General features: G+C 69.8%; 9 protein-coding genes. 4 read left to right on the forward strand and 5 right to left on the reverse strand.

Going from position 1 to position 13065, the window contains the following annotated elements; translation table 11 throughout:
• Window positions 1-59 precede the first annotated feature (59 nt).
• Together AB0P24_RS17355 and AB0P24_RS17360 are read left to right on the forward strand one after the other, a co-directional pair.
• The gene (locus tag AB0P24_RS17355; RefSeq protein ID WP_365794756.1) at window positions 60-1646 is read left to right on the forward strand and encodes a Na+/H+ antiporter; all 1587 of its coding nucleotides are present in this window, start codon (window positions 60-62) and stop codon (window positions 1644-1646) included.
• Between the two features lie 167 nt (window positions 1647-1813).
• Window positions 1814-2554 (forward strand): SDR family oxidoreductase, encoded by a 741-nt coding sequence (locus AB0P24_RS17360; protein WP_365794758.1) that lies wholly within the window; start codon window positions 1814-1816, stop codon window positions 2552-2554.
• A gap of 15 nt (window positions 2555-2569) precedes the next feature.
• Here the strand turns inward: AB0P24_RS17360 and AB0P24_RS17365 are convergent, their stop codons facing one another.
• The gene (locus AB0P24_RS17365) at window positions 2570-3682 is read right to left on the reverse strand and encodes a mechanosensitive ion channel domain-containing protein (protein ID WP_365794906.1); all 1113 of its coding nucleotides are present in this window, start codon (window positions 3680-3682) and stop codon (window positions 2570-2572) included.
• 122 nt (window positions 3683-3804) lie between these two features.
• Between AB0P24_RS17365 and AB0P24_RS17370 the strand changes: the two genes are divergently transcribed.
• Window positions 3805-4374, forward strand: coding sequence for a dienelactone hydrolase family protein (locus AB0P24_RS17370; protein ID WP_234541375.1), 570 nt, complete (start codon window positions 3805-3807; stop codon window positions 4372-4374).
• Window positions 4375-4381: 7 nt separating this feature from the next.
• On the opposite strand, the gene AB0P24_RS17375 is transcribed toward AB0P24_RS17370, so the two are convergent.
• From AB0P24_RS17375 to AB0P24_RS17390, 4 genes are all read right to left on the reverse strand, one after another.
• The gene (locus AB0P24_RS17375) at window positions 4382-6061 is read right to left on the reverse strand and encodes an alkaline phosphatase D family protein (RefSeq protein ID WP_365794760.1); all 1680 of its coding nucleotides are present in this window, start codon (window positions 6059-6061) and stop codon (window positions 4382-4384) included.
• A 94-nt stretch (window positions 6062-6155) separates the two neighbouring features.
• A complete protein-coding gene (locus AB0P24_RS17380; RefSeq protein WP_365794762.1) occupies window positions 6156-6998 on the reverse strand; it encodes a thioredoxin domain-containing protein in 843 nt (280 codons plus the stop codon).
• A 100-nt stretch (window positions 6999-7098) separates the two neighbouring features.
• The gene (locus AB0P24_RS17385; protein WP_365794764.1) at window positions 7099-7791 is read right to left on the reverse strand and encodes a hypothetical protein; all 693 of its coding nucleotides are present in this window, start codon (window positions 7789-7791) and stop codon (window positions 7099-7101) included.
• 67 nt (window positions 7792-7858) lie between these two features.
• Window positions 7859-9205 carry a DUF2252 domain-containing protein gene (locus AB0P24_RS17390; protein ID WP_365794766.1) on the reverse strand — a complete coding sequence of 449 codons (1347 nt, stop codon included), beginning with the start codon at window positions 9203-9205 and terminating at the stop codon, window positions 7859-7861.
• Between the two features lie 220 nt (window positions 9206-9425).
• Between AB0P24_RS17390 and dnaE the strand changes: the two genes are divergently transcribed.
• Window positions 9426-12965, forward strand: coding sequence for a DNA polymerase III subunit alpha (gene dnaE / locus AB0P24_RS17395; protein ID WP_365794768.1), 3540 nt, complete (start codon window positions 9426-9428; stop codon window positions 12963-12965).
• The last annotated feature ends 100 nt before the right edge of the window (window positions 12966-13065 follow it).

The raw sequence follows: 13065 nt of genomic DNA on the forward strand, positions 1-13065 counted from the left end.
GCGGTCGCGTGGCACGCTTGAGGCCTGCTGTGTGATCGTCGACTCCCGGAGTACTGGCCGTGGATCAGCTGGCCCTGCTGTTCGTGCTGCTGCTCGGGGCCCTGGTGAGCGTCCCGGTGGGGGACCGGCTCGGGCTGCCGGCGCCCGTGCTGATGACGCTGTTCGGGATCGCCCTCGCGGTCGCCGACTTCGTGCCGAACGTGAACATCCCGCCGGAGCTGATCCTGCCCGGCCTGCTGCCGCCGTTGCTCTACGCCGCCGTACGGCGGACCTCCTGGCGGCAGTTCGCGGCCAACAAACGGCCGATCTTCCTGCTCGCCGTGGCCCTGGTCTTCGTCACCACGGTGTGCGTCGCCGCCGTCGCCAACGCGATCGTGCCCGGGCTGCCGATCGCCGCCGCGGTCGCGCTGGGCGCGCTGGTCGCCCCGCCCGACCCGGTCGCCGCGACCGCCGTCGCCGGGCAGCTCGGGCTGCCGCGCCGGCTGGTGTCGATCCTGGAGGGCGAGGGCCTCTTCAACGACGTCACGGCCATCGTCCTGTACCACGTGGCCATCGCCGCCGTGGTCAGCGGCGCCTTCTCGCCGTGGCGGGCCGGGCTGGACTTCCTGCTGTCCGCCGTGGTCGCGGTCCTCGTGGGGCTGGCGCTCGGCTGGGGCGCCAACAAGCTGATGGACGTGCTCGGCGACGCGACCCTGCAGATCGGCCTGACCCTGATCGTCCCGTACGCCTCCTACGTCATCGCCGAGGAACTGCACGGCTCCGGTGTCCTCGCCGTGCTCACCACCGCGCTGTTCATCGCCGAGTACGCCACCGACGCCGACGACGTCATGACCCGGCTCGCCGGCTACACCTTCTGGGACATCGTCGACACGCTCGTCACGGGGGTCGCCTTCGGGCTGATCGGCCTGGAACTGCACAACGCGATCCGCACGGCGTCCGGCCGCTGGGGCGAACTGCTCGGCTGGGCGGTCGCGATCGTCGCCGTGGTCGTCGTGGTACGGCTGCTCTGGCTGCTGCCGGCGACCTGGCTGACCAAGCGGCTGCACGCCCGGCGGGACTACGACGAGGAGATCCCGACCAGCTGGCGGGAGACGATCGTGATGTGGTGGTCCGGGATGCGCGGTGTGGCGTCGGTGGCGCTGGCCCTGGCGATTCCCCTGAAGACGGACGACGGGTCGCCCTTCCCGGACCGCGACGAGATCGTCTTCATCGCCTTCGGCGTGATCCTGGCGACGCTGGTGCTCCAGGGGCTGACCCTGCCGTGGCTGGTCAGGCGGCTCGGGGTACGGGCCGACATCGACCGTGAGAAGGAGATCGAGAAAGAGCTGGCGGTGCGGGCGGAGAAGGCGGCACGGCGGCGTCTGAGGGAGATCGAGCAGGTCGAGGAGTTGCCGGACGACGTGACGGAGCAGATGCTGCGGCGGGCCTTCGAGATCGGGTACCGGATCAGTCCCGACGTGGTGGAGGACGAGCGGCGGGAGGGCCACGAGAAACGGATGCGGCGGCAGAAGCGGTTGCGGCGGATCCAGCAGGAGATGCTGAGCGCGGCACGGCACGAGGTGCTGGCGGCGCGGAGCGAACCGGGGGCGGATCCGGAGATCGTGGACCGGGTGCTGAGGCATCTGGACGTCCGTAGCCTGCGCTAGGTCAGCGCCAGGTCCCCCACCCGCGCACCGCCCGTCCGCGGTCACGTGAGGGCGTGAGGGGTGGTCGCTTCGGCCTTCGCCGCGTGCGCGCAGCGCCAGTCATACGAACATACGGCGGCTGTGGACAGTCCCAGGCGCCATCGGCTTCCCGCTCGTAGTCTCGGATCATGGCTCGGAACATTGTGATCAGTGGTGGAGGAACCGGGATCGGGCTCGCGACGGCGCGGGTGTTCGCCGGGGACGGGGACCGGGTGCTGCTGCTCGGGCGGCGCAGAGAGCTGCTGGAGAGGGCGGGGGTGCCGGGGGCGGAGGTGTACGACGCCGATCTGGCCGAACCCGAGCAGGTGCGCGGAGTCGCGCGGTTCGTCGCCGACGAGTTCGGGACCGTGGACGTGCTCGTCCACGGCGCCGGAGGGAACGCGGCGCGTACAGCCGACGCGGAGGCCGACGATCCGCTCGACGCCGCCGCGCGCGCCTGGACCGGCAACTTCCGGCAGAACACGCTGAGCGCCGTCCTGCTGACGGAGGCCCTGAAGGACCGGCTCGCCGACCCCGGCGGGCGGGTGCTGTTCATCAGCTCGATCGCCGCGTACCGGGGCTCGGGGACCGGGTCGTACGCCGCCTCCAAGGCCGCCCTGCACCCCTATGCCCACGACCTGGCCCGGCAGCTGGGGCCGCGCGGGGTCACCGTGAACGTGGTCGCGCCGGGGTACATCGAGGACACCGACTTCTTCGGCGGTCCCGTGGCGGAGGCCCGGCGCGCGCAGCTCGTCGCCGAGACGTCGACCGGGCGGGCCGGCATCCCCGGTGACGTCGCCGCCACGCTCCACTGGCTGGCCTCCCCGGCCGCCGGGCACGTCACCTCGCAGATCATCCAGGTCAACGGCGGCGCCGAGCGCGGCCACTGAGGGCCGGGGGAGCGGTCAGCCGCGGCCGGTGCGCGGCGGTTCGTGCAGACGCCGGCCCGCCGCCGCCCCGTCCTGGGAGGGAATGTGCCCGCCGGGCGGCAGGACCGCGTCGGCCGTGTTGACCCGGGGCAGGGCGTACGGGTGCTCCGCGCTCAGCCAGGTGATCATCTGCTCCCGGACGGTGACCCGGACCGTCCAGATGTCGTCCGCGTCCTTGGCGGTCACCAGCGCCCGCACCTGGATGGTGTTCGGCGTGGAGTCCGTGACCACCAGGCCGTAGGCCCGCCCGTCCCAGGCCGGGCACTCCCGCAGGATGTCCTGGAGCTTCTCGCGCATCGCCTCGATCGGCGCCGAGTGGTCGAGGTGCCAGTAGACGATCCCGGTCATCTGCGGCGTGCCCCGCGACCAGTTCTCGAAGGGTTTGGAGGTGAAGTACGACACCGGCATGGTGATCCGGCGCTCGTCCCAGGTCCGTACCGTCAGAAAGGTCAGGGTGATCTCTTCCACCGTGCCCCACTCGCCGTCGACCACGACGGTGTCACCGAGACGCACCATGTCGCCGAAGGCGATCTGCAGGCCGGCGAACATGTTCGCCAGCGTGGACTGGGCGGCCACACCGGCGACTATGCCGAGGATTCCGGCGGAGGCCAGCAGCGAGGCGCCGGCCGCGCGCATCGCCGGGAAGGTCAGCAGCATCGCCGCCACCGCCATCACGCCGACGACGGCCGTCACCACCCGCATGATCAGCGACACCTGGGTGCGCACCCGGCGGACCCGGGCCGCGTCGTGGTGGGCGCGGGCGTAGCGGGAGTAGCTCGACTCCACGACGGCCGCCGCGATCCGCACCACCAGCCAGGCGGCCGACCCGATCAGCACCAGGGTCAGGACCTGGCCGACGGCGACCCGGTGTTCCAGGATCAGCTCGGCCTGGTCGTAGGAGCCTCTGAGCAGGGCCGCGCACAGGACCAGCTGGTAGGGGACACGGCTGCGGCGCAGCAGGCCCCACAGCGGCGTCTCGCTGTGCCGTGCGTCGGCCTTGCGCAGCAGTAGATCGGTCGCCCAGCCGATCAGCAGGGTGAGGACGACGGCGCCGCCGAACACGATCAGCGGGCGGAGTACGTTCTCCATCTCCATGGCTTCGAACGTAACCGGATTCGCGGGGTCCTGAACATGCCGCCCGGTGAGAAGGACGTCACGGTCGTGGTCGCAGGCAGGTCGGTGTTGCCCGTGGTGGCTGGCACCATGGGCGCATGAACATCATGCTCTTTCACTCCACCTATGGCCTCAGGCCCGCGGTGCGCGAGGCCGCGGACCGGCTGCGTGCGGCCGGACACGAGGTGTGGACGCCGGACCTGTTCGAGGGGCGCACGTTCGACACGGTCGAGGAGGGCATGGAGTTCAACGAGTCGATCGGCAAGGACGAACTGCTGAAGCGGGCCGTGCTGGCGGCGGCGCCGTACTCGGAGCGCGGGCTGGTGTACGCGGGGTTCTCGCTGGGCGCCTCGGTCGCGCAGACGCTGGCGCTGGGCGACGAGCGGGCGCGGGGGCTGCTGCTTCTGCACGGCACGTCGGACATCGCGCCCAGCGCCTCGGTGGCCGAGCTGCCGGTGCAGCTGCACGTGGCCGAGCCCGACGCCTTCGAGACGGACGACTGGCTGAGCGCCTGGTATCTGCAGATGGGCCGGGCCGGCGCCGATGTGGAGATCTACCGGTACCCGGGCGCCGGTCACCTCTACACCGACCCCGGCCTGCCGGACTACGACGCGGAGGCCGCCGAGGCCACCTGGCGGGTGGCGCTCGGCTTCCTCGACACGCTGTAGACGGCGGTCACACCGGGTCGTAGGTGCGCTCGACCTTCTGGGTGCCGCTGCGGGTGCGGTACGACCGCTCCCAGGACGAGGCGGCGTCGGCCTTCGTCTTGTCGGAGACGACGTAGTAGTCCATCTGCGCCCGCGCGGGCGTGATGTCCAGGACGCCGTAGCCGTGCCGGTCGGTGTCGACCCAGTGCACATGGCGGTTGGCCAGCTGGATCACCGGTGCGGCGACGGTGGAGACGACGCCGGGGGAGACCTTGAGGATGTCGTCGAGGTTGTCGGAGGTCACCGAGGTGACCACGAACTCGGTGGCGGCCGAGGCGGACAGCGGATAGGTCCCGGCATCCACGGGCACGTCGTTGGCCCAGGCCATGTGGATGTCGCCGGTGAGGAACACCGTGTTGGTGATCGCGTTGGAGCGCAGGTGAGCCAGCAGCTCGCGGCGGTCGTCGGTGTAGCCGTCCCACTGGTCGGTGTTGAGGGCGAGGCCGTCCTGGGGCAGGCCGAGCAGCTTGGCGAGCGGCTTGAGGAGGTCGGCGGAGAGCGAGCCGATGGCGAAGGGCGAGATCATCACCGAGTTGCCGACCAGCCGCCAGGTGGTGTCGGAGGCCTTCAGTCCTGCCTTCAGCCAGTCGAGCTGGGCGCGGCCGGTGATGGTGCGGTCCGGGTCGTCGACCGAGCCGCTGCCCGTGGACACCTGCTGGGAGCGGAAGGAGCGCAGGTCGAGCAGGGAGAGGTCGGCGAGCTTGCCGAAGCGCAGCCGGCGGTAGGTGGTGCCGGTGATGGCCGGGCGGACCGGCATCCACTCGAAGTAGGCCTGCTTGGCGGCGGCCTGACGGGCCGTCCAGGTGCCCTCGGCGCCCTCGGTGTGGTTCTCGGCGCCGCCGGACCAGGAGTCGTTGGCGAACTCGTGGTCGTCCCATATCGCGATGACCGGCGCCTTGGCGTGCAGGGCCTGGAGGTCGGTGTCGGTCTTGTACTTGCCGTGCCGGGTGCGGTAGTCGGCGAGGGTGATGATCTCGTGGGTGGGCGCGTGCTCGCGGACCACGGTGCCGCGGGTGCCGTAGTCGCCGGTGCCGTACTCGTAGATGTAGTCGCCGAGGTGCAGCCAGGCGTCGAGGTCGCCGCGGGCCGCGAGGTGGCGGTAGGGGGCGAAGTAGCCGGCCTCCCAGTTCGCGCAGGAGACCACGCCGAAGCGCAGGCCGGAGACGGTGGCGTCCGTCGCGGGCGCGGTGCGGGTGCGTGCCACCGGGGAGTCCGTGGGGCCGGCCGAGAAACGGAACCAGTAGTCGGTGGCCGGGGCGAGGCCGCGGATGTCGGCCTTGACCGTGTGGTCGGAGGCGGCGGTCGCGGTGGTGGAGCCCTTCGAGACGATGTTCGTCAGCGCCTTGTCGGTGGCGACGACCCAGCTGACCTCGGTGTCCGGGCCGGCACCGGAGCCCGGCGTGGCGTCGGCGGTCGGCGTCACCCGCGTCCACAGCAGAACGCCGTCGGGCAGCGGGTCGCCGGAGGCGACGCCGTGCAGGAAGGCGGGGGCGTCCGAGGCGGCCCGGGCCGGCAGCGCGGTGGCCAGGGGGGCTGCGACGACGGCAATGCCGGCGGTCGCCGCCGCGGCCTTGACGACCGTGCGGCGGCGGGGAGAGGGGCTCTGCGCGCTCTCGGAAGACTGTGTTGATCTGTTTCGACTGGTCACGACCGCACAGGTTACTGACCAGTATGAACAAGAGCAGGCGAACCAGCGAAAGTTCGCCTGCTCTTCACGTGGAGCCGGGGATTCCGGTCGGGCGTCAGCCCTTGAGGGCCGCGTCCACCACGGAGTTGAAGGCCGCGACCGTCATCGGCGGGTTGCCGTTGGAGTCGGCCGTCAGCATCTTGCCGTTCATGACGAAGCTCGGAGTGCCCGTCACGCCGTCCTTGTTGGTGTCGAAGGTCTTCGACATGGCCAGCGCCCAGGCGTCGTACTTGCCGGACTTCACGTCGGCCTGGAAGGACTTGTTGTTCTTCAGGGCCGGGACGGTGTCGGCGACCTGGATGAGGTAACTGTCGTTCTTGAACTTGTCGGTCGACTCGTCCGGGTGCCACTTCTTCGAGTACAGCGCGGTCTTGTACTCCAGGAACGCCTCGTCGCTGACGTTCAGCGCCGCGCCCATGGCGCTCATCGCGTTCTTGGAGCCCTCGCCGCGGGAGCCGATCGTGCCCTTGCCGAGCGCGTCGCCGTCGAGGAACGTGCCACCGATGTACTGGATCTTGAACTTGCCGTCGTCGATGTCCTTCTTCACCGTCGCACCGACGGTCTGCTCGAACTGGGCGCAGATCGGGCAGCGCGGGTCCTCGTAGACCTTCAGGGTCTTCGCGGCGGTGGACTTGCCGATGACGACCGTGGTGCCGTCGGTACCCGTCGTGTTGGCCGGGGCGACGACCTTGGCGTCCTTCTCCGACTCCCAGTAGCTGGGCTTGTTGGCCTGGACGACGGCGTAGCCTATGCCGCCCGCCGCGGCCAGCACGGCCACGACCGAGCAGGCCACGATGACCTGCCGCCTGACCTTGGCGCGCTTGGCCTGCTTCTCGCGCTCGGCGCGCAGCCGCTCCCGGGCCGCGTTCTTGGCAGCTGCGCTGTTCCGCTTGCTCATGTTGGTGATCTCCATAGGGGACGCGCACATGTCGTACGCGGGATACGTGTGGGGGACTCGTCGTGCTCGGACGACGGGCGTGCTCGGGAGGAAGGGGCGCTCAGACGAAGGGCAGGGCGAGCGCCCCGGAGCACGGCGGTCCGCGCCGTCCCAGGGAGTGCACGAGGAGCAGGTCGCGGGTGGCGGCCGGGCGGGGCGCCGGGCGCGGCAGCCGTGGCACCGGAGCCGGCCGGACCGTGCCCGCCGCGACCGCGAGGAGCAGCGGGCGGAAGGTGGTGGCGGCGACGGCGCGCAGCAACTGGGTCAGGGCGCGCTCGCCGCGGCGCAGCCAGGCGGCGGCGAGCAGCCCGACGCCGACGTGCACGGCGAGCAGCAGCCAGGCGGCGGCCGGGTCGGCCTGCGCGAGGACCGCGGTGGCGCGGGAGCCGCCGGCCATGCGGGCCAGCGGGGTGCCGACCGTGCCGCCGTGGCAGAGCACGTCGAAGCCGACCGCCCGCAGCGGGCCGGCGATGGGGCCGCCCGCCCGCCCGTAGCAGGCGTGCTGTCCGGTGGTGAAGACCGTGTCGGCGGCCAGCTCCAGGGGGATCAACAAGGCCGCGATCCGCCCGAAGCCGCGTTCGCGGCCCGCCAGCGCGTACGCCGTGACGAACACGCCGGCGGCGACCGCGGCCACCGTCGTGAACGGCAGCGGGGCCCGGGACAGCAGCACGTGCGACGCGGTGCTGAGCGTCACGACGAAGGCCGTGAACAGCGCCGCGCGCACGGCTCTGAGCTGGGTCCCGGATATGTCCATAGCGGTGGAGAGTCTGTCACGTACTCATGTAGGGGACCCCTAAAAGGTCCTGAGAAATCGGCGAAGGTTACAGCCCTGGAATGCGGCCGTTGCGGAACAGGTCGACGAAGATCTGGTGGTCGGCACGCGCGCGTGCGCCGTAGCTGTGCGCGAAGTCGGTGAGCAGGCTCGCGAAGCCGTCCTCGTCGGCGGCGATCGCCGCGTCGATGGCCCGCTCGGTGGAGAACGGCACCAGGGACTCGCCGGAGGTGTCGTCGGCCGCCGAGTGCATGGACGCCGTGGCCCGGCCGAGGTCGGCGACGACCGCCGCGATCTCCTCCGGGTCGTCGATGTCGCCCCAGTCCAGGTCCACCGCGTACGGCGAGACCTCGGCGACCAGCTGCCCCGCGCCGTCCAGCTCGGTCCAGCCCAGCCACGGGTCGGCGTGCGCCTGCAGGGCGCGCTGCGAGATCACCGTGCGGTGGCCCTCGTGCTGGAAGTAGTCCCGGATCGCCGGGTCCGTGACGTGCCGGGAGACGGCCGGTGTCTGGGCCTGCTTGATGTAGATCACCACGTCGTTCTCCAGGGCGTCGGTGGCGCCCTCCAGGAGGATGTTGTACGAGGGCAGGCCGGCCGAGCCGATGCCGATCCCGCGGCGGCCCACGACGTCCTTCACGCGGTAGGAGTCCGGACGGGACAGGGACGACTCGGGGAGCGTCTCCAGGTAGCCGTCGAAGGCCGCGAGCACCTTGTAGCGGGTGGCGGCGTCCAGCTCGATGGAGCCGCCGCCGGCGGCGAACCGGCGCTCCCAGTCGCGGATCTCCGTCATCGAGTCCAGCAGCTCGAAACGGGTCAGCGAGCGGGCCGTGCGCAGCGCGCCGAGCAGCGGGCCCTCGGCGGTGTCCAGGGTGAACGGCGGCACCTCGTCGCTCTTCGCGCCCGTCGCCAGCGCGTGGATGCGCTCGCGGTAGGCGTCCGCGTACACCTCGACCAGCTCGGTGATCTGCCCGTCGCTGAGCGCCTTCGCGTACCCGATCAGCGCGATGGAGGCGGCGAAGCGCTTCAGGTCCCAGGTGAACGGCCCGACGTAGGCCTCGTCGAAGTCGTTGACGTTGAAGACCAGGCGGCCGTTGGAGTCCATGTAGGTGCCGAAGTTCTCCGCGTGCAGGTCGCCGTGGATCCACACGCGCGAGGTGCGCTCGTCCAGGTACGGCCCGGTGTATATCCGGCCGCCGCCCCCCGCGGTCTCCGCGTCCAGGTCGTGGTAGAAGAGCGCGGCCGTGCCCCGGTAGAAGGCGAAGGCCGAGGCCGCCATCTTCCGGAACTTCACGCGGAACGCGGCCGGGTCGGCGGCCAGGAGCTCGCCGAAGGCGGTGTCGAAGACGGCGAGGATCTCCTCGCCGCGCTGCTCGCCGTTGAGCTGGGGGACCGACATCGCTGGGTGCCTCCTGGTACGGGTGATGCTTGACATGTGGCACGGATCTCTCGCCGGACCAACGTGCGAAGGTCCCCGGGAGTGCCCGCTTTCTCGGACGAAGGTACGCGGGGGAGCCCGCCGGGTGTCAGTGCCGAGGCATAGGATTCCGCTGTTCCACCAGACTGTCCGCAGCCGGTCGGAAGATCGTCGACGCCTGTTTCCCTTGGAGGCCGAAACCGTGTCAAAGCCGCCTTTCACGCACCTGCACGTCCACACCCAGTACTCGCTGCTGGACGGTGCCGCGCGGCTCAAGGACATGTTCAACGCCTGCAACGAGATGGGCATGACCCACATCGCCATGTCCGACCACGGCAACCTGCACGGGGCGTACGACTTCTTCCACTCCGCGAAGAAGGCCGGGGTCACCCCGATCATCGGGATCGAGGCGTACGTCGCCCCCGAGTCCCGGCGCAACAAGCGCAAGATCCAGTGGGGCCAGCCGCACCAGAAGCGGGACGACGTCTCAGGTTCCGGCGGTTACACCCACAAGACGATGTGGGCCGTGAACAGCACGGGCCTGCACAACCTCTTCCGGCTCTCCTCGGACGCGTACGCCGAGGGCTGGCTGCAGAAGTGGCCCCGGATGGACAAGGAGACCATCGCCCAGTGGTCCGAGGGGATCGTCGCCTCCACCGGCTGCCCCTCCGGCGAGCTCCAGACCCGGCTGCGCCTCGGCCAGTACGACGAGGCCCTCAAGGCCGCCGCCGACTACCAGGACATCTTCGGCAAGGACCGCTACTTCCTGGAGCTGATGGACCACGGCATCGAGATCGAGCACCGGGTCCGCGAGGGCCTGCTGGACATCGGGAAGAAACTCGGCATCCCGCCGCTGGTGACGAACGACTCGCACTACACGTACGCGCACGAGGCGACCGCCCACGACGCCCTGCTGTGCATCCAGACCGGCAAGAACCTCTCCGACCCGGACCGCTTCAAGTTCGACGGCACCGGCTACTACCTGAAGTCCACGGACGAGATGTACGCCATCGACTCCTCCGACGCCTGGCAGGAGGGCTGCGCCAACACGCTCCTGGTCGCCGAGATGGTCGACACCACCGGCATGTTCGAGGCCAGGAACCTCATGCCGAAGTTCGACATCCCCGAGGGCTACACCGAGGTCACCTGGTTCAAGGAGGAGGTCCGCCGGGGCATGGACCGCCGCTTCCCCGGCGGTGTCCCCGAGGACCGGCAGAAGCAGGTCGAGTACGAGATGGACGTCATCATCCAGATGGGGTTCCCGGGCTACTTCCTCGTGGTCGCCGACTTCATCATGTGGGCCAAGAACAACGGCATCGCGGTCGGCCCCGGCCGAGGCTCCGCGGCCGGCTCGATCGTCGCCTACGCCATGGGCATCACCGACCTCGACCCGATCCCGCACGGCCTGATCTTCGAGCGGTTCCTCAACCCCGAGCGCGTCTCCATGCCCGACGTCGACATCGACTTCGACGAGCGCCGGCGCGTCGAGGTGATCAGGTACGTGACCGAGAAGTACGGCGCCGACAAGGTCGCCATGATCGGCACCTACGGCAAGATCAAGGCCAAGAACGCGATCAAGGACTCCGCGCGCGTCCTCGGCTACCCGTACGCGATGGGCGACCGCATCACCAAGGCCATGCCCGCCGACGTCCTCGGCAAGGGCATCGACCTGGACGGCATCACCAACCCCGCGCACCCCCGCTACAACGAGGCGGGCGAGGTCCGGGGGATGTACGAGAACGAACCGGACGTGAAGAAGGTCATCGACACCGCCAAGGGCGTCGAGGGACTGGTCCGGCAGATGGGTGTGCACGCCGCCGGCGTGATCATGTCCAGCGAGACCATCACCGAGCACGTCCCGGTGTGGGTGCGGCACACCGACGGCGTGACCATCACGCAGTGGGACTATCCGAGCTGTGAGTCGCTCGGCCTGCTGAAGATGGACTTCCTGGGCCTGCGCAACCTGACGATCATGGACGACGCCGTCAAGATGGTGAAGTCCAACAAGGGCGTCGACATCGACCTGCTGTCGCTGCCGCTGGACGACCCGACGACCTTCGAACTGCTCCAGCGCGGTGACACCCTGGGCGTCTTCCAGTTCGACGGCGGCCCCATGCGCTCCCTGCTGCGCCTGATGAAGCCCGACAACTTCGAAGACATCTCCGCCGTGTCGGCGCTCTACCGTCCGGGCCCGATGGGCATGGACTCGCACACCAACTACGCGCTCCGCAAGAACAAGCTCCAGGAGATCACCCCGATCCACAAGGAGCTGGAGGAGCCCCTCGAAGAGGTCCTCGCGGTCACCTACGGCCTGATCGTCTATCAGGAGCAGGTGCAGAAGGCCGCCCAGATCATCGCCGGCTACTCGCTCGGCGAGGCCGACATCCTGCGCCGCGTGATGGGCAAGAAGAAGCCCGACGAACTGGCCAAGAACTTCACCATCTTCCAGGCCGGCGCCAAGAAGAACAACTACAGCGACGAGGCGATCCAGGCCCTGTGGGACGTCCTGGTCCCGTTCGCCGGCTACGCGTTCAACAAGGCGCACTCCGCCGCGTACGGCCTGGTCTCCTACTGGACCGCCTACCTCAAGGCGAACTACCCGGCCGAGTACATGGCCGCGCTGCTGACCTCCGTCAAGGACGACAAGGACAAGTCGGCGATCTACCTCAACGAATGCCGCCGCATGGGCATCAAGGTGCTCCCGCCGAACGTCAACGAGTCGGTGCACAACTTCGCCGCGCAGGGCGACGACGTGATCCTGTTCGGCCTGGAGGCCGTGCGCAACGTCGGTACGAACGTGGTCGAGTCGATCATCAAGAGCCGCAAGGCCAAGGGCAAGTACGCCTCCTTCCCCGACTACCTCGACAAGGTCGAGGCCGTCGCGTGCAACAAGCGCACCACGGAGTCGCTGATCAAGGCGGGCGCGTTCGACACCCTCGGGCACACCCGCAAGGGGCTCACCGCCCAGTACGAACCGATGATCGACAACGTGGTCGCGGTCAAACGCAAGGAGGCCGAGGGCCAGTTCGACCTGTTCGGCGGGATGGGCGAGGAGGAGACCAGCGAGCCCGGCTTCGGACTCGACGTGCAGTTCACCGACGAGGAGTGGGACAAGACCTATCTGCTCGCCCAGGAGCGGGAGATGCTCGGTCTGTACGTCTCCGACCACCCGCTCTTCGGCCTGGAACACGTGCTCTCCGACAAGGCGGACGCGGGCATCGCCCAGCTGACCGGCGGTGAGCACGCGGACGGCGCGGTGGTCACCATCGGCGGCATCATCTCGGGCCTGCAGCGCAAGATGACCAAGCAGGGCAACGCCTGGGCGATCGCCACCGTCGAAGACCTGGCCGGTTCCATCGAGTGCATGTTCTTCCCGGCGACCTACCAGCTGATCTCGACCCAACTCGTCGAGGACGCGGTCGTGTTCGTCAAGGGCCGCCTCGACAAGCGCGAGGACGTGCCGCGGCTCGTCGCCATGGAGCTGGCCGTCCCGGACCTCTCGAACGCCGGCACCAACGCGCCCGTGATCCTCACCATCCCGGCCACCAGGGTCACCCCGCCGATGGTCAGCCGCCTCGGCGAGATCCTCAGCCACCACAAGGGCGACAGCGAGGTCCGGATCAAGCTGCAGGGCCCGACCAAGACCACCGTGCTGCGGCTCGACCGGCACCGGGTGAAGCCGGACCCGGCGCTGTTCGGCGACCTCAAGGTGCTGCTCGGCCCGTCCTGCCTGGCCGGATAGGGCTTCCGGTCCGTACCCGCGCGGAAGGGGCGCACCCGCAACGGGTGCGCCCCTCCTGCATGGCTGGGCTTCGACAGCCGGGTGGGACCTGGTCGGTCCG

It is taken from the genome of Streptomyces sp. NPDC086519 (assembly GCF_040686075.1).
Lineage (GTDB): Bacteria > Actinomycetota > Actinomycetes > Streptomycetales > Streptomycetaceae > Streptomyces > Streptomyces shenzhenensis.